Origin of the sequence: Synechocystis sp. PCC 6803 substr. PCC-P (assembly GCF_000284455.1) — a bacterium.
Lineage (GTDB): Bacteria > Cyanobacteriota > Cyanobacteriia > Cyanobacteriales > Microcystaceae > Synechocystis.
In genome coordinates, this window is sequence record NC_017039.1 from 2,214,240 (window position 1) to 2,236,047 (window position 21,808).

24 protein-coding genes, 1 tRNA gene and 1 pseudogene are annotated in these 21,808 nt (G+C 47.5%); 15 read left to right on the plus strand and 11 right to left on the minus strand.

What is annotated here, in order from left to right; all coding sequences use genetic code 11:
- Positions 1–62 precede the first annotated feature (62 nt).
- Complete coding sequence (locus SYNPCCP_RS10460; RefSeq protein ID WP_010873202.1) at positions 63–2,762, minus strand: chloride channel protein; 2,700 nt, start codon at positions 2,760–2,762, stop codon at positions 63–65.
- 114 nt (positions 2,763–2,876) lie between these two features.
- Here SYNPCCP_RS10460 and SYNPCCP_RS10465 point away from each other — a divergent pair, with 114 nt between their 5' ends.
- The 7 genes from SYNPCCP_RS10465 to SYNPCCP_RS10495 all read left to right on the plus strand — a co-directional run bounded on the left by SYNPCCP_RS10465 (position 2,877) and on the right by SYNPCCP_RS10495 (position 8,155).
- Positions 2,877–3,380: a hypothetical protein gene (locus SYNPCCP_RS10465; protein WP_020862235.1), complete on the plus strand. Its 504-nt coding sequence runs from the start codon at positions 2,877–2,879 to the stop codon at positions 3,378–3,380.
- Complete coding sequence (locus SYNPCCP_RS10470; protein WP_010873204.1) at positions 3,328–4,548, plus strand: DUF58 domain-containing protein; 1,221 nt, start codon at positions 3,328–3,330, stop codon at positions 4,546–4,548. The genes SYNPCCP_RS10465 and SYNPCCP_RS10470 overlap by 53 nt, the downstream gene beginning before the upstream one ends.
- A 124-nt stretch (positions 4,549–4,672) precedes the next feature.
- Positions 4,673–5,218 carry a type II secretion system protein J gene (locus SYNPCCP_RS10475; RefSeq protein ID WP_223211273.1) on the plus strand — a complete coding sequence of 182 codons (546 nt, stop codon included), beginning with the start codon at positions 4,673–4,675 and terminating at the stop codon, positions 5,216–5,218.
- 16 nt (positions 5,219–5,234) lie between these two features.
- Complete coding sequence (locus SYNPCCP_RS16930; protein ID WP_010873206.1) at positions 5,235–5,786, plus strand: Tfp pilus assembly protein FimT/FimU; 552 nt, start codon at positions 5,235–5,237, stop codon at positions 5,784–5,786.
- Positions 5,787–5,902: 116 nt separating this feature from the next.
- Positions 5,903–6,463: a Tfp pilus assembly protein FimT/FimU gene (locus SYNPCCP_RS10485; RefSeq protein WP_010873207.1), complete on the plus strand. Its 561-nt coding sequence runs from the start codon at positions 5,903–5,905 to the stop codon at positions 6,461–6,463.
- Between the two features lie 21 nt (positions 6,464–6,484).
- Positions 6,485–7,402: a PilW family protein gene (locus SYNPCCP_RS10490; protein ID WP_010873208.1), complete on the plus strand. Its 918-nt coding sequence runs from the start codon at positions 6,485–6,487 to the stop codon at positions 7,400–7,402.
- A 57-nt stretch (positions 7,403–7,459) separates the two neighbouring features.
- On the plus strand, positions 7,460–8,155 hold the full coding sequence (locus tag SYNPCCP_RS10495; protein WP_010873209.1) for an alpha/beta fold hydrolase: 696 nt from the start codon (positions 7,460–7,462) through the stop codon (positions 8,153–8,155).
- A gap of 220 nt (positions 8,156–8,375) precedes the next feature.
- On the opposite strand, the gene SYNPCCP_RS10500 is transcribed toward SYNPCCP_RS10495, so the two are convergent.
- The 4 genes from SYNPCCP_RS10500 to SYNPCCP_RS10515 all read right to left on the minus strand — a co-directional run bounded on the left by SYNPCCP_RS10500 (position 8,376) and on the right by SYNPCCP_RS10515 (position 10,991).
- The gene (locus SYNPCCP_RS10500) at positions 8,376–8,666 is read right to left on the minus strand and encodes a hypothetical protein (protein WP_223211274.1); all 291 of its coding nucleotides are present in this window, start codon (positions 8,664–8,666) and stop codon (positions 8,376–8,378) included.
- 198 nt (positions 8,667–8,864) lie between these two features.
- A complete protein-coding gene (locus SYNPCCP_RS10505; protein WP_010873211.1) occupies positions 8,865–9,296 on the minus strand; it encodes a hypothetical protein in 432 nt (143 codons plus the stop codon).
- A 56-nt stretch (positions 9,297–9,352) separates the two neighbouring features.
- Positions 9,353–10,117: an IS5 family transposase gene (locus SYNPCCP_RS10510; protein WP_010873212.1), complete on the minus strand. Its 765-nt coding sequence runs from the start codon at positions 10,115–10,117 to the stop codon at positions 9,353–9,355.
- 88 nt (positions 10,118–10,205) lie between these two features.
- Positions 10,206–10,991 carry an IS5 family transposase gene (locus SYNPCCP_RS10515; RefSeq protein WP_010873213.1) on the minus strand — a complete coding sequence of 262 codons (786 nt, stop codon included), beginning with the start codon at positions 10,989–10,991 and terminating at the stop codon, positions 10,206–10,208.
- 249 nt (positions 10,992–11,240) lie between these two features.
- Between SYNPCCP_RS10515 and SYNPCCP_RS17145 the strand changes: the two are divergent.
- Positions 11,241–11,339, plus strand: a pseudogene (locus SYNPCCP_RS17145) (ABC transporter ATP-binding protein); the annotation flags it as partial.
- A 76-nt stretch (positions 11,340–11,415) separates the two neighbouring features.
- Complete coding sequence (gene rfbC / locus SYNPCCP_RS10525; RefSeq protein WP_010873214.1) at positions 11,416–11,964, plus strand: dTDP-4-dehydrorhamnose 3,5-epimerase; 549 nt, start codon at positions 11,416–11,418, stop codon at positions 11,962–11,964.
- 67 nt (positions 11,965–12,031) lie between these two features.
- On the opposite strand, the gene SYNPCCP_RS10530 is transcribed toward rfbC, so the two are convergent.
- Positions 12,032–13,915, minus strand: a complete 1,884-nt coding sequence (locus SYNPCCP_RS10530; RefSeq protein WP_010873215.1) for a hypothetical protein — start codon at positions 13,913–13,915, stop codon at positions 12,032–12,034.
- Between the two features lie 158 nt (positions 13,916–14,073).
- Here SYNPCCP_RS10530 and pdhA point away from each other — a divergent pair, with 158 nt between their 5' ends.
- Positions 14,074–15,102 carry a pyruvate dehydrogenase (acetyl-transferring) E1 component subunit alpha gene (gene pdhA, locus SYNPCCP_RS10535; RefSeq protein WP_010873216.1) on the plus strand — a complete coding sequence of 343 codons (1,029 nt, stop codon included), beginning with the start codon at positions 14,074–14,076 and terminating at the stop codon, positions 15,100–15,102.
- A 123-nt stretch (positions 15,103–15,225) separates the two neighbouring features.
- A complete protein-coding gene (locus tag SYNPCCP_RS10540; RefSeq protein ID WP_010873217.1) occupies positions 15,226–16,623 on the plus strand; it encodes an MFS transporter in 1,398 nt (465 codons plus the stop codon).
- Here the strand turns inward: SYNPCCP_RS10540 and xth are convergent, their stop codons facing one another.
- From xth to ndk, 3 genes are read right to left on the minus strand one after another with little or no spacing between them, the layout of a single operon-like run.
- On the minus strand, positions 16,624–17,421 hold the full coding sequence (xth, locus tag SYNPCCP_RS10545) for an exodeoxyribonuclease III (protein WP_014407127.1): 798 nt from the start codon (positions 17,419–17,421) through the stop codon (positions 16,624–16,626).
- Positions 17,396–17,860, minus strand: coding sequence for a DUF3750 domain-containing protein (locus SYNPCCP_RS10550; protein WP_010873219.1), 465 nt, complete (start codon positions 17,858–17,860; stop codon positions 17,396–17,398). The genes xth and SYNPCCP_RS10550 overlap by 26 nt, the downstream gene beginning before the upstream one ends.
- Before the next feature lie 30 nt (positions 17,861–17,890).
- A complete protein-coding gene (gene ndk / locus SYNPCCP_RS10555; protein WP_010873220.1) occupies positions 17,891–18,340 on the minus strand; it encodes a nucleoside-diphosphate kinase in 450 nt (149 codons plus the stop codon).
- Positions 18,341–18,564: 224 nt separating this feature from the next.
- Here ndk and SYNPCCP_RS10560 point away from each other — a divergent pair.
- Positions 18,565–18,637, plus strand: a tRNA-Ala gene (locus SYNPCCP_RS10560).
- A 21-nt stretch (positions 18,638–18,658) separates the two neighbouring features.
- Here SYNPCCP_RS10560 and SYNPCCP_RS10565 read toward each other — a convergent pair.
- A complete protein-coding gene (locus SYNPCCP_RS10565) occupies positions 18,659–19,069 on the minus strand; it encodes a hypothetical protein (RefSeq protein WP_020862230.1) in 411 nt (136 codons plus the stop codon).
- A gap of 78 nt (positions 19,070–19,147) precedes the next feature.
- Between SYNPCCP_RS10565 and SYNPCCP_RS17660 the strand changes: the two genes are divergently transcribed.
- Positions 19,148–19,507: an IS630 transposase-related protein gene (locus SYNPCCP_RS17660; protein ID WP_010871315.1), complete on the plus strand. Its 360-nt coding sequence runs from the start codon at positions 19,148–19,150 to the stop codon at positions 19,505–19,507.
- A complete protein-coding gene (locus tag SYNPCCP_RS16935; protein ID WP_223211245.1) occupies positions 19,417–19,995 on the plus strand; it encodes an IS630 family transposase in 579 nt (192 codons plus the stop codon). The genes SYNPCCP_RS17660 and SYNPCCP_RS16935 overlap by 91 nt, the downstream gene beginning before the upstream one ends.
- Positions 19,996–20,005: 10 nt before the next feature.
- Here SYNPCCP_RS16935 and SYNPCCP_RS10580 read toward each other — a convergent pair whose 3' ends face one another.
- On the minus strand, positions 20,006–20,641 hold the full coding sequence (locus SYNPCCP_RS10580) for an aromatic ring-hydroxylating dioxygenase subunit alpha (RefSeq protein ID WP_010873222.1): 636 nt from the start codon (positions 20,639–20,641) through the stop codon (positions 20,006–20,008).
- A gap of 79 nt (positions 20,642–20,720) precedes the next feature.
- Here SYNPCCP_RS10580 and mtnA point away from each other — a divergent pair, with 79 nt between their 5' ends.
- Positions 20,721–21,776: an S-methyl-5-thioribose-1-phosphate isomerase gene (gene mtnA / locus SYNPCCP_RS10585; RefSeq protein ID WP_010873223.1), complete on the plus strand. Its 1,056-nt coding sequence runs from the start codon at positions 20,721–20,723 to the stop codon at positions 21,774–21,776.
- Positions 21,777–21,808 lie beyond the last annotated feature (32 nt).

The window sequence follows — 21,808 nt, forward strand, 5'->3', positions numbered from 1 at the left end:
GTTGGCGATCCGGGTTGATATGCTGCCCAAGCTAGAATCTTTCTGGATCGCTGAAGTTGAGATTACTCGTCTAGACCGAAATCTGGGGCCAGGGGAGGGACGATCGCCTCTTCGTTGGGGGAGTCCACTGGACCGCGGAAAATAAACACAGTGGTGTTGGTTTGGCTAGCGATTTGGGTGGGTAAATTGCCGTGGATGACATTTTTGAGCAATCCTTCCCTACTGGCCCCCAGCACGATTGCCGCACATTCACGCATTTCCGCCAGGTCACTGAGGGCATCGGCAATGGAAGTGGAGCACACAGGAATGGGAATAATCGGTCTTTGTAACTGTTCTGACCACCGTTCTGCCAGGTTTTTTAAATCGTAAAAAGGGTCATAGCGCTGGGATTGACGGGGTAGATAAACTTTAGAAATCAGTAGCTGGGGGTTATTTTCCTCCGGGTAAAGGGAAAACAACGCCGGCAACAGATTTAACATTTTTTCAATGTTGGGGCCTCCCGCTACCGGCATTAACCAGTGGGCCATGGGGGATAAATAGCGGGGATAGGCGTGGTCATTGGTGCCCTGTTTAACCATTAATAAAGAGCAGGGGGCTTGGTCAATCAGGCGATCCGTGATTTGGCCAAAAATTTGGCCGCCAATGGGCATTTCCCCTTGCCATTCAAGGATTAGCAGGTCGCTATGGCGGGTTTGAATGGTATCAAGGATGGTGTCGGTAATGCTGTAGGCCAGCTTGATTTCCGTATGGAATAACACTCTCTGGTGGCGGGCAATGCGTTCCAGTTTTTGCATCAGTTGCCGTTGCCTCTGCCATTGCACCCTTTGCACAGAAGGGGATTGAGCTTTAGATACCTTGACCACCTGCAAACAGTCAATTTCGTAGTTTTGCTTTTTGGCGATTGCCGCCGCAATTTGAAACAAAACTAAAGCACTATCGGAGTCCCGGATGGGTAATAAAATGCGCCCTTCTCCCACCAACGGCGATCGGGTTTGGTATACGCTGTAGGCGGGATGGGGAGGATGGATAATTTGCCCCCCTAACTGACTCACTTCCTCCCGAATAATGTCTGTGCGGGTGATAATGCCCACTAATTTGTTGTCCCCTTCCACCACCGGCAACCGGGAAAGTTGATAACGGTTGAGCAAATAGAGCACATCACTGAGGGGCGCTTCCGGATCTACAGTGATGGGATTGGGGGTCATAATTTGCTTAAGGGCAATGTGCACCGACTCCTGGGCCGCATTGGCCAAATCCGTTTGGGTAAATACCCCCACCAGTTTGCCCCCCTGCACCACGGGAAAGCCCCGGTGATGGGAATTGGACATAATCGGTAGCACCTGGGCTAGGGTGAGACTCTGCTCCAGGCTTTCCACCTCCGTTTTCATTACCTGGCCAGCTCGGATATCAGCGAGAAAGTCATGGTCTGGCTTTTCCTCTGCCAAAAAAATGCCCTTGGTTTCCAGCAAATGATCGTACAAAGAACGGGGAAAGAGACTTTCCGCCACTAGATAGGACGTGGCACAGGCCACCATCAGGGGAAGCACCACGTTGAAATTGCCCGTTAGCTCAAAAACAATGATGATCGCCGTCACTGGCACCCGCACCACACTAGTGAAAAAAGCGCCCATCCCCGCCAGGGCAAAGGTAGTTTGGGTAACTTGATCTTGCCAATAACTGCCAAATTCCCCCACCAGATAACCCAGGGCCGACCCCATCACTAAAGCCGGCGCAAATAATCCTCCCGGCGCATCGGTGCTGTAGGCCAGGATAGTCAAAATGAAATGGGCCACTAAGGTCAAAACTACCTGATGCCAACTCAGTTCTCCGGAAGTAACAAATTCCCTCAGCCCTGCATTGTCCCGAAAAAAGCTCGGCAATAGGGCGATCGCCACGCCGGAAATTAAGCCCACAACACCAATGCGAATAACCAGGGAAAGGTTCTGTTTTCTTTGCCAGTTTTGCAGGGAGAGAATACTGCGGTTGAGCAAAACCCCCAAAATGCCAGCCAAAATTCCCAGTAAAAGATAGAAAGGAATCTCCCCCGTAGTAAAACGCACCGTTGGGCTATTGCTTAAGCTATGGGCCAGGTTAAGGTCACTGGATTGGAATACCAAAGACGTGACAGCCCCCACGAAGGAAGCGACGATCGCCGTTTCTAGGGTCAAGCTAGACACATCCCGCATTAATTCTTCCACCACAAACAAAACCCCAGCAATGGGGGTGGTGAAGCCCGCCGCTAATCCCGCCGCCGCCCCGGCCGCAATCATTTGCCGCCGATGTTCCGGGGAAGTGGGAAACCACCGACTCAACTGGGCCGCTAGAGCTGCGCCAATATGAACCGTGGGAGCCCGCCGTCCCAAGGTCATGCCTCCCCCCAGCACTAGCACTGTTCCCAACAGCTTGACCACCGCCACCCGCCAATCTAGGGGAATAGGATACCGAGCCAGGGCCGCTTTCACCTGGGGAATGCCACCGCCCCCCGCCGGTCGGGAAAATTGTTCAATTAATGCCCCCGCCAAACCCCCAAACACCAAGCCAAAACAGGGCAGCACCCAAATGGCCCCATAGGTATCCGCCAGACTCAAACGGCTGGACCCTAACCAGTTGACTCCGTTTTTAATTACTAAGGCCGCTAGGGCAGAAACAAATCCGATCACACAGGCTTCGGCGATCGCATAACGGCTATCGATGGCAGTGCGGCCATAGTGTCGAGAGCGCAACCATTGTTGCCACCGTTGCCAAAAGGGAAACCAAGCCATGGAGAGAAGAGAATTACTAAAACAGGTTTAGGGCAAATTTGGGGATTGCGTCGCCATCCGGCAATCAGTTTGTTACAATGGCAGCGGTCACCACAGCCTTTGAAGAGAGCGTCTTTGAGCCAAGTTGTTAATATCCCTACCCTAGATACCTTAGCGCAGGAACTGGCCGCTATTCAGCAAACTGGTTCTAAACGTATTGCCCTGCTAGGATCTCGCCATGTGCCGATAACCCACCAACAGTTGATCGAAATGATGAGCTACGCCTTGGTGTTGGGGGGTAACCATCTGGTCACTTCCGGCGCTACGGGCACTAATTCGGCCGTCATTAAGGGGGCTATGCGGGCCGATCCTAATTTACTCACGGTAATTTTGCCCCAAAGTTTAGACCGCCAGCCAAGAGAATCCCGTAATCAGTTGGGACAGGTAGTCCATCTGGTGGAAAATACTGAAAATGATAGTCTTTCCCTGGGGGAAGCCAGCACCATTTGTAACCGAGAAATTGTCAGTCGTTGTCAACAGTTGATTTGCTTTGCATTCCACGAAAGTCATACCCTTTTGCAAACCTGTGCGGAAGCAGAGGAGCAAAGAAAACTGGTCACCCTTTTCTATTTTGATTAATTCTAGGGATTTAAATTTTGCTGATTGGCTAGAGCGGCGTTGGGTGACTCCTTCCTATGCTGGTTGGTTGCTTTTGGTGCTGGCCGTTTGTTTATTTGGAGCTGCCACTAACTCCATGGCCGGCTGGTTATACGTCATCAGCGGCATCAGCTTTGCCCTCTTGATTATTGCGGCTATTTTGCCTTGGCGATCGCTCCGGCAGTTGCAGTTAGAACGTTTTCCCATTCAGCCGGTGAGTGCGGGGGAAGATTTGACCATTACCCTCCGACTCCATAACAACCATAAGGAGGCAAAAAATTTACTCCAGGTGTGGGATGTATTACCCACAGGTTTGGGACGGCCCCAAGGTGAGGCGGTCGAACTGGTTGCCCCCAAGGATTTTTACCAATGGAGTTATTTCCAGCCCACCCACCGGAGGGGAGTTTACCACTGGCAAAAGTTGGAATTACGCTCCGGTGCCCCCCTGGGTTTGTTTTGGTGTCGTCGCAGTCAGGCTCTCCCCGTGAAAGCCATTGTTTATCCCCAGGTGCTCAAGCTCCAACAATGTCCTTTGGTGGATGCTATTGGTACGGAGGATCAGGACAAGATCCAGAGCGATCGCCATTATCAGGCGGCGACGGAGGGCATAACGAAAACTTTACGGGCTTACCGTTTTGGTGATCCCACCAGGTTAATCCACTGGCGCAGTAGTGCCCGATTTGACCAATTTATGGTGCGGGAATTGGAAGTGGTGACAGGGGGTCAGGAGTTATTCATTGCCCTTGATAGTGCTAGTTCTTGGTCAGCAGAAATTTTTGAAGAGGCAGTCATTGCGGCGGCTTCTTTATATTTCTATGCGGTGCGGGCCCAGTTGAATGTGCGGCTATGGACAGCGGGGGCAGGCTTAGTGGCCGGTGGGCGATCGGTATTGGAAGCTTTAGCAGCGGTGCAAATGGAGGAATCTAACCAGCATGAACTACCCCGACGTATTCCTTTGCTGTGGATCACCGGCCGGGCTGACAGTGTGCAGGATTTGGCCAGTTACAGTCGTTGGCTCTATTTTGCTCCACCGGGGGCATCAGCTTCCCCTCACTCTGCCCTTTGTGCTGGCTTGATGGTTGAGGTAGGTAAAGATTTGTCCCAACAACTGCAGCGGCCTCCGAATTTTTCCCCAAGGATAGTTAGTTAGACATTAAAACAATACGTGTTTATGCTGAATGTGTCCTGGGTCACTCAATGGTGAATGGTGTTAGAGTAATATCATCAGCCACGATATGCTCCCCCCAGGCTTTTATCTCTCGTCAGGTTCAGCTATGTTTAAGGCTATTTTCCCAAGGTATTCCGTTGGCGATCGCCGTTTGCTAGAGTCAGTCCGCCACTCAGCTCAGCAGGGTTTCACCATGTTCGAGGTGCTGATTGCCTTGATGATTTCCTTTCTATTTCTGACAGGAACCCTGAATGCCATGGTAATGGCAACGGTAATGCGGGTTAAAGCGGAAAGAGAGGCCCAAGCTGGCTATTGGATAAAAGAAGATTTAGAGCAAGTTCGGGCATTAGCTGCAAACTTCAATCCGGCAACTGGTAATGGATGCCCTACAAGTGTGGGTGAAACTTTTCGAGATGCAAACAATAGTGCTGACGCCGATCCTAACAATGATGGACTAGCGAGCTTACCAGTTCCTGCCAACAAATCAATTGTCGGTGTAACAGCCGCTATTACTAGAACACCAGGGGTATCTAATAACGTTTTAACTCTTAGCTATCGTGTCAGGAACACCAATGTCACCGACAATGATATGGCTACCCTTGCAACACTTTACACCGAGGTTCTTCCTGCTGCCGCTCTTGCTTGTGAATAGATCATTGAGATGAATAATGGTGATGAAACTTCCTAATCCTACATTTCTTTTAAAACTGGTTTTCAATCCCCATCCATCTACGTCTAGTCAGGGATGGACACTAATTGAGATTGGTGTAGTCACAGTTATAGTAGGTATCTTAGCAGCCATGGCTTTCCCCAGTTTGGCAGGAATACAAGCTAGAAACCAAGTCAGAAGCAGAATGATTGAGGTCAGGGCTGCAGTACAGGAAGCCCAAAGAAATGCAATTAAAAGAGGTGCGACTTGCACTGTAACGATTGATGTTGCTGCTAGGAGTGTTAGGTTGCCCACCTCTCCACCTACCCCCATGGCTGGATGTTTAAATAACCCTGTAAGTATTCCTACGTCTGAACAAATCAGCTTTCTTGAACCATCCTCTGGTACGGTTGATATTTCTTTTTCTTATAAGGGCAATACAGTAAACTCACAGACGATAGTTTTGGGTTCCAGTAGAACATCCTATGAGCCATGCTTAGTAATTTCTTCCGGCTTGGGAATCGTGCGTTCTGGTTCCCGTGTAGGTGGTAACTGCGTAACTGGATTATGATTTGTTAAGTAAAATTAAGTTTTGTGAATATTTGTCTGGGTGTTTCTTTCACCACTTGCTTTTTTGATCACTATAAATATACTAAAGCCTAATGATCTTGAACAAGACTTTGCATTATGGCTTACAAGAATGAACTGATAAAAGCCTTAAAACTTTGCCTATTCACCCAAAAGAGCACATCAGGTTGGACATTAATCGAAATTGGCGTTGTGACCACAATTGTGGGAATTTTGGCCAGCGTGGCATTTCCCTCACTCATGGGCATAAAGGCTAAAATGGATACTAGGGGTGAATTTTCTGAGGTGGTACAGACTCTCCGACAGGCTCAACGTAATGCAGTCAAAATGGGTAGAGAATGTAGATTGATTATGGATACCACCAACACCCCACACCGCCTACAACTGGATCCCGATGCAAAATACACTGGATGTTTAACATTTCAGGAATTTCCTCTGAACAATAGTAAGTTCCATGAGAATTTTCCCGGTACAGCAATTCGCTTTTCTTACAAGGGAAACTCTACTAACATGGGAACGATGGTTATTCAGTCATCTTTTTCTCCCACAGTAAGTTATTGTTTGGCCATGTCTGGCATGATTGGTGTAATGAGAGCAGGGGTTTACGAAGGAGATCCAGAAACAGCTATTGATCCCACGCAATGCAGAACTGGTTATTAGCAAAACTAAGGAGATAAGACAGTGAAAATTCTATGGTACTTAATGACACGTAATTCCTCTAAAGGCTTTACACTACTCGAGTTACTGTTGGCCTCAATCATGACTTTTTTTGTGGTCAGTGCTACGGGCTATGCCATTTTAGTTATGACCAGGGAAAATATATCTTCTGACGTGTCCAGTGATTTGAGATTTAATACCGATAGGGCAACAGATTTCATAGCAGACGAAATAAGACAGGCCAACTTTTTGTCAACGAATACAGCTAACATACCGACAAATACAGGCACAGGTATAGAAAGTTGTGCAATGCAGACTGGTGAGCAATTTGTGATGGGATTAGCGGTTAGTTCTTCAGACGTAAACGTAGTTTATTACACAAAAACTCCTCCGGGCGGTGTATGGTTAGGGCCCAGTTCAATTTATCGTTGCGGGCCCTCATTGACTTCTAGTGGGCAGTTGGGATCGGGCAGAATCAGAAGTATTCTTGTTGATTCCATATCCACTGCGGCCGGCGCAACAACACCAACCTGCCCGTCTGGAACAACAAAAAGACCGACGACTCCTACCGCTGGCTTTTTTCTTTGTGTGGACAATAGTAACCAAAATTTAGTTCAACTACGATTAACGGCGGCATCTGACGAACTTGCTAATCGAGGGATGACAACAACTGGAGGTCAAGGCCGATTTGATAGTAAAGCTACCTACTCAGTTGTAACTACTGCTTTTACAAGAGCGGCATCTGATATTGCAACTTTAAATGAAAGTGGAACATGCACAGGCGTTACAGTGGCGGTTGATGGGAGAGCTGCTATACCTTTTTCTAGTGGAATGAGTGTGGTGGCAACATCTAGTAGCACAATGGTTTTTAGTCCTGGCACATGGACAAAAACAGGTAATAGCTATACCAGTGGAGGTTGTACAATTAATGCAGTCTTTTAAAGCAAAAATGGTAGCTTAAAATTATCTCTTTCCTAAATTATTGTCAGCAAAACTATAGTGAAACAGACCGTGTTATTCATTCCTGGATTTGCTGGAACCCCGGCCATGTGGGACTATCCCATAACTAATCTCGAGGATATTATCGATGCCCAAAGCTTGGTAATGGAAGGAGATTCGCTGCAGGCAATGGTGGATTTAGTTGTTAACAGCAACACACTGCCCGATAAATTTGCCCTGGTTGGCCATTCCATGGGGTCTTGGGTGGGAGCCGCCACCGCTGCCCTGCACCCAGAAAGAATTACTAAACTAGTGCTGATGGACGGTTGGGCTAGAAATAATGCTGCTAAAGCTGAAGAAATGGAAGCCACACTCAAGGCTCTGGAGGCAGGACAACACCAACAAGTTTTGGCTCAGCACTGCCCCAATGTTTTTTATGGTGATAATGCCAACTTTAGTAATAATGTTAAGTTTCTGCGGAGTCTCCAGGAATCTTTGCCGGCATCCCTAATTACGCAACAGTGGCAGGCCATGGCCAAAGACAACGATGTTCGTCACTTATTACCAAAAATTCAATGTCCCACCCTGGTGATCCATGGCCGTCATGATCCTTGGTTTGACTTGGACGAGAATTTATTCCTGGCCCAATCGATTCCCCATGCTCAATTCACCATCGTGGAAGATGCGGCCCACGGCACTCCCATTGAACAACCCCAAGCAACCACTGCTTTGTTGCGTCTTTTCCTCGGCAATTAAGATTTTGTGCAAACCACCCCAATGCCCATCATGTTGACTAAGCCCATCCGCAACCTAGGGAGTATGGAATCAAAGGTTGGGGTTTTCTGCAATGGTGACAGCTAAATCCTCCGGGTAGACGACGATATAGACTTTAATACCCGAATATTAAAAGCAGAAAAAAAGGGGGAACAGGTGGTAATTCCCGCTTCCCCAGCAATGGGCGATGGAGGTATCAAGACTAGAACTGTTTTTCAACCTGCTCAAACGTGTTGGACAATTCATTCCAACTTTTCTCTAGGCCAGCTTGCAATTCTTCCCAAGCCGCTTCACCGGACTGTTGCAGATCGTGCCATTTACCCATTAGGGCGTCCCGTTGAGCCTGAAGGTCTTTGAGGGATTTTTGATAGTTAACATTGGCATCTGCCGCTTTTTCTCTCGCTTCGGCAGTCATTTGGTCAATCTGGGCATTGAGCTTGTCAATTTTTGCCCTTACCTTCTCTTTGTAGGCTTCTTTTTCTTGGGCAGTCATAGTAGTGGGGTTAGACATAAAGGTTATCCTCATCTGTTTTTGTTTACTTTTCGCTTGCCGTCGGCTTTTTAATAAACCGCAGCACCCAGCCAGTGATGGGAAGAAGAAATTAAACGTTTCCCGGCATCACACCAGTAGGGTTAGTTAATGTTGTTTTGTGGAAATATTTATTTGACTGATTGGCCAAACTTGCTTGGTCTAGAATCTGCCAGTGATAGATAGGACTATCACGATTAGGGCTAAAGCCAAATTGGCAGCCAACCCGAAACCAATTAAATTCCGTCTAAACTGTTTCTTGGAATTTGGATCGATTTCTGATACAGGAGGAGAAACAGGATAAGCATTGATCAAACCCGAATCGGTGATCCGGTAGGCAGGCTCAACGTTGGGGGAAGAGGGCGCATTGGCTTTGCCGGTTGTTTCTTTCATTTCCGACTCTGGAGTCAGAGGCTTCTCCCTCTCTGTCAATCCCTTGGCGGCAACTTCAGAGGGAATTAGGTCGCTCCCATCACTGAAATGTTGGCCATGACTATTTTTAGCATTGGTTTCTTTTGCCAAAGCTACATTCTGGTTATCCATTGATAACCCTCCATCTAACGACAGCAAGTAATTTCCTTGCAATGACCCCATTATAACTCTCTGTCGTGCTTTTGTCAACTTAAAGTAATTTAACTTTAAATATATCGTTATAATTTTATAACTATTTTGTCATTACATAGCCTAAGAATATGTTTGAAAAGTTCGAGGCAAAGCCTTCGGAGTATGAGATGGAGCATGGCAACATGAATCATTGTCTCACTGGTGGTAGGTAAATATTCATAATCCTTTTGTCCATTCTTTTTGCTGACGACTTCCAAATTCCAGCCAAAGGTCTCATTAACCCAGGCAGTAAAATTCTTACTGTCAAAAATGCTATCAGTCCATATCAATTGCAGGCACTGCCATAGAGGAGCAAACCAAGTACCGAGTAGAGTAAGACCTTGGTGGTCTGAGCGATGACCGCTGTGAACCACAACATCGAGAAGTAATCCCATGGTATCCACGAGGATTGTACGTTTACGACCATTGACCTTTTTTCCACCGTCATAACCGCTTTCTTGTCCAGCGCCAGCCTTTCTCACTGACTGTGAGTCCAAACAACCAGCACTAGGGTTGGCATTTCTTCCGGCCTTAAGTCGAATCTTCTTTCTGAGGATGTGATTCAATTTTTTCCAGGTACCGTCTTCCTGCCACTGTCGGAAATAACCATAGACTCTTCGCCATTTGGGAAAATCATGGGGTAGAAGTCGCCAAGCACAACCCGCTCTGAGCATGTAAAAAATGGCATTAAGCACTTCCCTCAGATTAGTTTTCCGTTTTCTTCCCCCACTTTTTGCTTGGGGGAGATTGGATTCTACCAATTGCCACTGACTATCACTGATGTCCGTGCTGTAAAGTTCTCGGATTATCATTAATTATGGTGAAAATTTTATTCTTTTCACCATTTTCCATTCTTCACCCTACTTTTCAAACACGCTCTTAGAAAGTGTTTGAAAAGTTTTAAGCAAGCCTTTGAAGCATGAGATGAACCATGGCAACATAGAGCATGGTCTCACTGGTGGTAGGTAAATATTCATAATCCTTGCTTAAACGACGATAGCGACCAAACCAAGCAAAGGTGCGCTCGACTACCCAACGGCGGGGTAAGACTTCAAAACCTTTTTGTCCCTGCTTTTTGCTGACGACATTCAAATTCCAACCAAAAGTATGCTCCACCCAATAGATAAAATCCTTTCCGCCAAAGGTGCTATCAGTCCATATAACTTGCAGGCACTGCCAAAGGGGAGCAAACCAGGTAGCAAGTAGAATCAGACCCTGATGGTCGGAGCGATGGGCACCATGGACGACAACATCGAGAAGTAATCCCATGGTATCCACGAGGATTGTACGTTTACGACCATTGACCTTTTTTCCGCCGTCATAGCCAGTTTCTTGGCCAGTTCCAGCCTTTTTAAGTGACTGTGAATCTAAACAACCGGCACTAGGGTGAGTATTTCTTCCAGCTTTGAGCCGAACTTTCTCACGGAAGATACGGTTTAATTTTTTCCAGGTACCATCTTCGTGCCATGGCTGGAAATAACCATAGACCGTTCGCCATTTAGGAAAATCATGGGGCAGAAGTCGCCAGGCACACCCCGTTCTGAGCATGTAAAAAATAGCATTGAGTATCTCCCGCAGACTAGTTTTCCGTTTTCTTCCCCCAGTTTTTGCTTTGGGTAAATGAGGTTCTACCAATTGCCACTGGCTATCTGTGATGTCCGTGCTGTAAAATTCTCGAATTATCATTAATTATGGTGAAAATTTTATTCTTTTCACCATTTTCCATTCTTCACCCTACTTTTCAAACACGCTCTTAGGATCTATTCCAACGACAAGACTAGATCGGAAATTGGGGGAATTATCGAGTGAAACCTTACAAAGCATAAGACAAGGGATAATTTTTCATTAGCTTTGGAATAATAATCAGCCTATTTAGGGAGCAAAATAACAGCGATTAAGCCCCTGGGATTCAGCAACATAAAGGGATTGATCAACGCTGATCGTTACTATGCCATGCAAAAAGGAGGCATTGTGGCGTCCGGGGAAACCCAAACCTTGAGCCAGGAAGTTATCCAAAAATTCTTGGCCGTTTAATCTTTCCAGATTTTTCTCCACTGCCGGATTAATGGTATTTTTTCGGGTGTCGTAACCCTAAAGAGGAATTTAATCTGTGAACGTGATTCCCACAACTATCGCCGATGTGTTGATTTTGGAGCCCAAAGTCTTTGGCGATGAACGGGGTTTTTTCTTTGAGAGCTACAACGACAAGGTTTTCCAGCAGGCAGTGGGCATAGAACCCCATTTTGTGCAGGACAATCATTCCTTTTCTCGTCAGGGGGTAGTGCGGGGGTTACATTATCAAATCCAGCATCCCCAGGGAAAATTAGTTCGGGTGGCCCGGGGAGAAATTTTTGATGTGGCAGTGGATCTGCGCCGTAATTCCCCTAGTTTTGGCCAGTGGGTGGGTTGTGTGCTCAATGACCACAATAAAAGACAGCTATGGATTCCCGCCGGTTTTGCCCACGGTTTCGCCGTTCTTTCCCCGGAGGCAGAGGTGCTGTATAAAGCAACGGATTACTATGCACCGTCCTATGAGCGCACCCTATTGTGGAATGACCCGGCCATTGGCATTGATTGGTCGTTAACCACCACTCCCCTATTATCTCTCAAGGATCAACGGGGTCTTCCCCTAGCCGAAGCGGAGGTGTTTGATTTTTAAGTTCGCCTCTTTCCTGAATTACCCAAAAGTTTGCTGGAGAAGAATCAAGGACTCATTTTCTCCAACCCTAAGAAGAAGGGGGCAAAACATCCGCTCCTCCCGTCGTCTGGCCAAATTTTTGCCGGAGCCATTGCCAAATTTTTCCCAGTAATTGTTCCAAGCCGTACACCAGACGATCAAGCCATTCCAAGCACCAAACCAAGACGTGTTTGTCATAGCCCAAACTCTGGGCCTGGGTTTCAATCCAATCAAAAGCGGTTTCCAATTCTTGGGGCGATCGCCTTTGATGGGCCATTTGCCCCGTGGAGTGAAGCGATTTTCCTTGGGGTTTAGTCTCCCCTTGGGCAGACACAACTTTTTCCTCTAATTCATCTAAAGCCCAATCCTCCTCCAGCCAGGGATCTTGCGCCACCATCCCAGGGGGACTGGGGAAAACGGAATTTACCAAGGCGGATTGCTTACGGCCAGGGTGTTTACGACCACGGCGATTAGGGGCGATCGCCGGGGAATTATTACCAGGAACCAACGCAAAATTGTGGGGATTTTCAATGCTTTCCTCTGTCCATTGTTCAACGGTATGGGCTGTGGTAGCGGATCCATTGCCTTGGCCCAGTAGAGGCGTAACCATGGCGGGCATGGGCAAATCAGCAAACAATTCTTCCCAAGCCAACCACGGACTGGAATTTTCCCCTGGTAAAACAGGATTATTTCCCCCTTCCCCTGCCAACGATTGGGCTGAACCACTTCTCTGGGGACCGAAAAAGTAGGCGATCGCCGCTTGGAGAATCACTTTTAACTCGAACGGATCAGGGCCATTAACCGGATGGCGATCGGAATTGAATAATTGCTCGAGGGTTTGTTGTACCCGATGCTGTAAACCCTGCCCCAGATGTTGCACTGTAGGGGGCAGCACTTCGACAATTTGTTGGGATAGTTGTTGAGATTTAACTACGGTGGCTTCAATAACGGGTTGTTGTCCCAGGGTTGTGGCAGTCTGGGTGAGCCAATGTTTTAAGCCATTAAGATCGGGGGTTGAAACCGCTGTGGGGATAATGGCCCCGGTGGATTGTCCCAAGGTCGTTAAGGGCGGTCTAGTTTGCCAACGGTAAATGCCCTGCCAGAGCCAATCCAGGGGCGCAATCACTCGGGGTTGTCGTTCCAGATCCCCACTCTGGTCACTTTTGCCGGTAATCAGAGGGATACCCCGCCAATTTTGGGCCTGTAAAGCCCATTGCCGACGACGTTGATAATGCCATTGGGCCAACTCCCGCCGGATTTGTTGTTGCAATTGTTGCTGTTGCTCCGAGGAAAACACATCCAGAGTCAAATTGTCTTTGGTGGTCAGCACTAACCGGCGATCGCCACAACGGGAAGCTAAACCTTGAATAACAATGGCATTGTTGTCAGTTTGGAAAATGCTTTTAACCTGTTCCCCCAATTTAGCTAGCAGGGATGGGTGGGCACTGGGGGGTAAAGCCGGTTTTTCTGGCTGTCCGGGTAAAGCTAGGTCTTGATTATGAACTGAAACAATATTTTCCCCAGGGGATTGATGATTGACTAAAGCGGAGAAATCTTGGACTAAAACTAAACCCTGACCAGTTTGCTCCACTTCAGCATGGTCAAACCAAGCTTGGAGGGAGGTAAGTACCGTTTCAATGGGCTGGTCAACGGCGATCGCCAAATCTCCCCTATCCCCAGAATTTACCTTGTCTCCATCTTTTCCGGCAGGTAAAACCCGTTGATGCTGATTGCCCCCGCTCCCCAACACTGGCCCTAACCACTTTTCTGGATGGAGTAACCAGTAAAAGGGATAAATTAAAGCCTGTACGCCCCATTCCGCAGCCACCCGCAGATGACGTACTGTTTCCCCCAGGCGATCGCGTAACCGTTGGGATTGGCGATTGAGATTGGTAAAAAGACGACTCTTATAGGGGCCACGGGAACTAGACATGGGGGCTACCGATTACCAATGAAACACTCACAATGCTCAAAGACCAAAGTGATCAGATTGTGTTCTATCCTACCCCGACTAGATGGGGCTGACCGACTTCGCATAGAATCTAACAGGGATATAAAACCCCTTCCCCTTTATCTACTGCAAATTGTACTATGGTTTCAGAACGCATTTTGCCTGAATTGAACACCGCAGAAATTTCCCTGGACAGAGAAACCGCCTTAGTGCTTTACGAAGACATGGTCCTGGGTCGCTTCTTCGAGGATAAATGCGCTGAGATGTATTACCGGGGCAAAATGTTTGGTTTTGTCCACCTCTACAACGGCCAGGAAGCGGTGTCCTCTGGGATAATCAAAGCCATGCGCCAGGATGAGGATTACGTTTGCAGTACCTATCGAGACCATGTTCATGCCCTCAGTGCGGGAGTTCCAGCTCGGGAAGTAATGGCGGAACTGTTTGGTAAGGAAACCGGTTGCAGTCGGGGTCGGGGTGGTTCTATGCACCTATTTTCCTCGGCCCATAATCTCCTGGGGGGCTTTGCGTTCATCGGGGAAGGGATTCCCGTGGCCCTGGGAGCGGCGTTTCAAACTAAGTACCGCCGGGAAGTGTTGAAAGATGACGGCTACGACCAAGTTACCGCCTGTTTCTTCGGTGATGGCACCAGTAATAACGGCCAGTTTTTTGAATGCCTGAACATGGCCGCCCTGTGGAAACTGCCCATTCTGTTTGTGGTGGAAAATAATAAATGGGCGATCGGTATGGCCCACGAGCGGGCAACGTCCCAACCAGAAATCTACAAAAAAGCCAGTGTGTTCAACATGGTGGGGGTAGAAGTGGATGGTATGGATGTGGTGGCAATGCATAAAGTAGCAACGGAAGCAGTGGCTAGGGCCAGGGCAGGCGAAGGGCCTACCTTGATTGAAGCGTTGACCTATCGTTTCCGGGGTCACTCCCTAGCGGATCCCGATGAACTCCGTTCTGCCGAAGAAAAACAGTTTTGGGCTGCCCGGGACCCAATTAAGAAATTTGCCGCTTTCATGACGGAACACGAATTAGCCAGCAATGAAGAGCTAAAGGCGATCGATAAACGCATTCAAGAAGTAATTGACGATGCCCTGGCCTTTGCCGAGTCTAGCCCCGAACCCAATCCCGAAGATCTGAGGAAATATATTTTCGCCGATTAGTATGCTGGGGGAGCGGCGCAATACGTTCACCGTTTGGGAGAATGGAATAGTTAACCGTGGGAGTTTGTTTATGATTGTGCTCCTGATCGATTAACTGCCTATTTTTCCTCCTACCCCCTGTGCATGGAATCTAAGTTGCTGAGTGCAAATCAAGGCTTTGGCCCGGTTTTAAGAAATTCCCGCTTTTTGTTCCTCTGGGTTGGCCAAATTTTCTCTCAGTTGGCCGACAAGTTTTATCTAGTTTTGATGATTGCCCTGATCGCCAACCATTACCAGGGGGAAAATCAATCCATTAGCGGTTGGGTGTCGGCCATTATGATCGCCAACACGATTCCGGCGGTGCTATTTGGCTCCTTAGCTGGGGTCTACGTTGACCGCTGGCAAAAGAAACAGGTGTTGGTAGTCACTAACTTTTGCCGGGGCATTTTGATTTTGCTGTTGCCGTTTCTGCTCTGGTTCGGCGATCGCCAGAATATTAACTTGCCAGTAGGATGGCTACCTAGTTTTCTACGTCGTTGGCAAACAGAAGAACACCAGTATTTTGCTTTGCCCTTGGGTTTTGCGATTCTGTTGGTGGTTACCTTTGCGGTGTCCACCCTAACCCAGTTTTTTGCCCCGGCGGAGCAATCGGCCACTCCCTTGGTGGTGCGGCGGCGGAATCTATTGGCGGCCAATTCCCTCACTACCTTAACCATGATGGGGGTGCTGATTGTGGGTTTTGCCATCGGGGAACCCCTGCTTAGCTTGGCGGATAGTCTTTTCCCCCGGGCTGGAGATCTGGGACCGGTGCTGGTGGTGGCAAGTTGTTACTTGATGGCCGGCATTGTGTTGCTAATGCTGAAAACAGGGGAAAAGCAAGCTGATCCGGACTTGGTCCACCCCCATGTGCTGAGTGATATCCAAGATGGCATCCGTTATCTCCAGGAAAATCATCGGGTACGCAATGCCCTGATTCAATTATTGATTTTATTTTCCATTTTTGCTGCTCTATCCGTACTGGCGGTGAGTATGGCGGCCCAACTACCGGGGTTAAAGGCTTCCCAATTCGGTTTTTTACTAGCTTTTGGTGGTTTGGGTATGGCGATCGGAGCCTTGAGCATTGGTTACATTGGCCAACGGTTTTCCCCCACGGAATTGGCACTCTGGGGCTCCCTGGGCATGGGGGTTTGTCTGACCGGATTAGCCCTGTTTGACCACAGTTTAGTGCTGACTTTTATTGCCATCACCATCATGGGTTTTTTCGCTGCCATGGTGGGGGTGCCCATGCAAACGCTGATGCAGGTGGAAACGGACCCGGAATTCCACGGCAAAGTATTTGGCCTGGAAAATAACGTCAATAATATTGCCCTGTCTTTGCCCTTGGCCCTGGCGGGGGTAGCGGAAAGTTTATTTGGTTTAACCCCAGTGTTGCTATTCTTGGCAGCGGCGGCGATCGCCGGAGGAATTTTGAGTTGGTATATCAATGAAAACAGTCCCTCTGTGGCCCCCCGTAAGGAAAAAGGATCTTCCTCTTCTAGCTAGTTAATTGTTGATAGTTACCACCACCGGAGCATGGTCACTGGGTTTTTCCCAACCCCTGGGTTCCCTATCTATCCAACATTTTTGGGCCTGGTCGTAGAGTTGGGGAGTTAGATAATGGTGGTCAATGCGCCACCCCCGGTTGCGACTAAAGCCCCTAGTGCGATAATCCCACCAACTGTAATGGCCCGTTTCTTCGGTAAATTTACGGAAAGCATCCTGCAAATTGGCGATCGCCAACACTTCCGTTAAAGCTTCCCGTTCCATGGCAGTGGCCATAATATGATTCTCCCGGCCCACTGGGTCATGGATATCCCGGTCTTCTGGGGCAATGTTGAAATCTCCACAGACCAAAAATTCTGGGGTGTCACTACGGCGCAGTTGCTCCAGATAGGTCTGCAGTAAGTTTAACCACCGCAATTTATACAAATACTTTTCACTGTCGAGGGCAGATCCATTGGGAACGTAGAGATTAACGATCCGCACACCGTCATAAACGCCACTGATCACTCGTTTTTGTTCATCCAAATCCCCCGTCAAGGCTGGCTCCACTAGGGCCGCAAAACCGATTTTCACGTCTTGCAATGGTTCCCGACTGAAAATGGCCACGCCGTTATAGGACTTTTGCCCAGAAATATGGCAATGGTAGCCCGCCTCTTCAAACGGTTGCCGGGGAAAATCTTCATCCACCACCTTAGTTTCTTGCAAACAAAGTACATCAACAGGGTTTGTGCCCAACCAATCGAGGATATGTTGCTGACGACTGCGGACGGAATTAACGTTCCAACTGGCGATGTCCATGGGAAAACCGAGAAAAAATAGATTGGCCATAGCCCCTTCCCACTGCCAGTCGGCCCAGGTCAAAATTGATGGCGGCCTGTTCTAGTACCCATTGGGCATAGGTGTTGCTATTGGGGCCGGGCCAGTAACGATAGCTGTAACAGTGGGGATAGATTTGGGGACTGTTGAGAATAATTTCCCCCAGGCGATCGCCAATGGGGCCAGACCATTGCTGGGCTAAAAAACTGGGGCCGTTACCCACTCCTCCATAGGGAGTCAGCAGATTTTGATGGAGATGACCCCAACTAGGGAGCTTCAACTCTCGCCGTTGCCACACCTCCCATCTTTGTAAATTCTCCAAGCTCTGACCATGGCGATCGCCGACCACATACCAGTAGTGGACAGCCCAGCGACCAACAAAGGGAATTTTGGCCCACAATAGTTGCACTTCCATCGCCATGGCGGTTAAGCAAAAAGTTATGGGAATGATCTACTCGTACAACCAAGGGTTAAGGGTGGCATCCCATTCATTCACTTCCTCATCCTTAAACCAGAGGGAAATTTCCCGTTTAGCGGTTTCAATGGCATCGGAACCATGGATAATGTTGCGACCAACGGACACACCGTAATCTCCCCGGATAGTACCAGGGGCGGCAGCATGGGGATCAGTTGCACCAATCATTTGGCGGGAAGTAGAAACGATGGAATTACCTTCCCAGACCATGGCCACCACGGGAGAGGAACAAATGAAGTTCACCAAGCCGGAAAAGAACGGTTTGTCGTTGAGAGCTTCGTAATGTTTTTCGGCTAATTCTTGGGAGACAGTCATCACCTTCATGGCGACTAATTTGAAGCCTTTTTTCTCGAAACGGCCAACAATTTCCCCAATTAATTGCCGTTGTACCCCATCGGGCTTGATCATGATAAATGTGCGTTCCATGGCAACCTCCTTTTGCTTTTTCTGTTAAAAAAACTTAACAATCACCCTGTATTTTACATGGTTTGGGCATCGGGATTATGAATGGTAACCAGCCCCCATCGATAGGGGAAAACCACCCTGGCGATCGCTGTTCCAGAACCCTAGGGGAAAAGAAGATCAAGGATAATTTTGGTAAAAAGCTTGACAATGGGCACCACTTTCAGCACAATAGAATACTGTGACTCGGGGCTATAGCTCAGTTGGTAGAGCACTTGCATGGCATGCAAGGGGTCAGCGGTTCGAGCCCGCTTAGCTCCATTTAAATGGAAAACTAGTCAGTTACTCCTTTACTTCTTGTCTTGACCAGGCAGAAGGCTCCAAATGGTTTACATAGTTAATGTAGTGGGCTAGCGGTTTATCAACACTCAATAGAATATTGGGCTTAAATTGAATATTGTCATAAATCAAACCGTCTTCATGGCGCAGGAAATAGTAAGCTAATTTTGTGCAAAGCAAGAGAAAATGACTGACCAAATAGCCCATAATGCCACGACGTTTTGCCGTAACGTAGATGGGCTGGATGCGAATTTTACTCAACTCTAGATTGACATCATCACCGTGCAAGCTGGGCAGGGGAACGTAGGCATAAATCATGTGTAGAGGAGGAAAAAAACGGACATTTTTCATAATGGTCAGTAAACCAATGCAACCATTGTCATAACGCATGGAATATTCATAGGTTTCTCCCAAAAAATATAGTCATTTCAATTAACGATGAGAGAATTTAATGTAAAATTATGGAGTGTACAAAATGAACAGGTTTAAACAATGGCTTACAGTTTAGATTTAAGGCAAAGGGTAGTAGCTTATATAGAAGCTGGAGGAAAAATAACTGAGGCTTCCAAGATATATAAAATAGGAAAAGCCTCGATATACAGATGGTTAAATAGAGTAGATTTAAGCCCAACAAAAGTAGAGCGTCGCCATAGGAAATTAGACTGGGAAGCTCTAAAAAAAGACGTAGAAGAAAATCCCGATGCAAGATTGATAGACAGAGCCAAGAAATTTGGAGTGAGGCCGAGTGCCGTATATTACGCATTAAAGAAAATGAAAATAAACAGAAAAAAAAAGAACTACGTTATCGAGAAAGAAACCGGGAGGAACGAGTTAAGTACTATAGAATGTTAAGAGAACTAATTAAGCTCTATGGTAGTCAAGCTATAGTTTACATAGATGAATCTGGATTCGAAGCAATCCAGGCTTGTATTTATGCCTGGTCAAAAAAAGGAAAAAAAGTTTATGGAGATAGACAAGGAAAAAGGGGAGTCAGAGAAAATCTAGTAGCAGGGAGAAGAAAAGGAAAAAAAGATTTGATTGCGCCGATGGTTTTTACCGGGAGTTTGAATGCAGAAGGCTTTGAAGGATGGTTAAAATTATATTTGCTACCCTCCCTCGACATTCCATCAATATTAATAATGGATAATGCTCCTATTCATCGTAAAACTGCCATTAAAGAATTGGCTAAAGAAGCAGGTCATGAAGTTCTTTTTTTGCCGAAATATTCTCCTGATTTAAATGATATTGAGCATGACTTTAGTGCCTTGAAACGAGCTAGAATGTACGCTCCTATTGACACGTCTCTTGATGAAATTATCCGTTCTTACTGTGGCGTTTAGCGTCTCAGCTTTATTTGAAACTACTATAATGTATGAAGCTCTCTCTTAAGGTGGTGTTTGGAACATTGCCTTTCATGGTGAAATCAATCTGGGTTCCTGATGCGTTTTGTCGGAGGGATAAGTCCATTTTGATGTCAAGATGATGAACTGTCTTCAAATGTTGGGCATCAATGCCGTTCATCATGCAAATATGATGGTGACATTTTCTTTCAAAGGCTTTATCCGCTTGGGTGACCAGTTTCTGACCCTGGAGTTCATCAAATTCTGGTAAATCATTGGGGGCAATTTCCTCTGGAAAAATCCAAATAAAGCCATATTTTTCGGCGGTGGCATAGGGCGCTAATTGTGCTTTGGGGGGAATTTCCGACTGACAGGGAATATGGCGACATTTACCCGTTTCATCAAAGGCCCAACGATGAAAGTTACAACGAATCCAGCTGTCTTCAACTTGCCCTAAACCTAGGTCTGTGCCAAGGTGGGGACAGTAGCCGTGGAGGGCCCGAGCCTTTCCATCTTCTCCCCGAAACACGACAATTTTTTGCCCACAAAGGGCCAGGGATTTAGCTTGACCCCGCCGTAATGTCCGGCTAGGACAAACGATATACCAACCCTTCGCAATAATTTGCCAATTATTAAAGATTTCCATGGTTAAGTAAGACGAGGGGCTAATATTGGCAAGGGAAACAATTTTCTATTTATCACTCTGCTAAGAAGTTACTTTTAACATGACCCAATCTACAAATTTTGATGATGTTTATCCAGTACAGTGGCGAGATGATCAAGTAATTCTGATTGACCAGACCCGTTTACCTTTGGAATATAAAGAGGTGGCGATCGCCGACTATGAGGCCATGGGCCATGCGATTAAATCCATGGTAGTGCGGGGAGCACCGGCCATTGGAGTTGCGGCGGCCTACGGTATGTATTTGGGGGCCAGGAGGATTCAAACTACGGAATTAAGGGAATTTGTGGTGCAGTTGGAATTTGTGGCGGATCAGCTACGCCAAACCCGACCCACGGCGGTAAATCTATTCTGGGCCATTGACCAGATGTTGAATGTGGCTTACCACAGTGGCGAAAATGTGGAGCAGATTAAGGCCAATCTCCTTTCCCAAGCCCAACAAATTCAACTCGATGACCTGCGTACTTGTCAGGCGATCGGGGCGGCAGGACTTGAAGTATTACCAAGGGAACCCCATCAGTTGACTATTCTCACCCATTGCAATGCCGGCGCTTTGGCCACTGCTGGTTACGGTACGGCGATCGGGGTTATCCGGGCGGCCTGGTCTGCGGGCCGCTTGGCCAGGGTCTATGCCGATGAAACCAGACCTAGATTGCAGGGGGCGAAATTAACCGTGTGGGAATGTGTGCAGGCAGGGATTCCCGTCACCCTGATTACCGATAACATGGCCGCCCATTGCATGCAACAACAACGCATTGACGCCGTGGTGGTGGGGGCCGATCGCATTGCGAGAAATGGCGATATAGCCAATAAGATTGGCACCTATGGCTTAGCGGTGTTGGCGAAAATGCATGCCATTCCCTTTTTTGTGGCCGCCCCATTATCTACGGTGGATTTTGCTTTGGATGATGGTAGTCAGATTCCCATTGAAGAACGGGACCCGGTGGAAATTTACCAACCAGAAGGGAACCGCATTACCCCAGAGGGAGCAGAATTTTATAACCCGGCTTTTGATGTTACCCCCGCCAGTTTGATCACCGCCATCATTACGGAACAGGGTGCCATTGCTCCGGAAAAGTTGGCAGATCTACAGGCTTAGTTTTGCTGTCTATTTCCCCACAAAAGTAACTT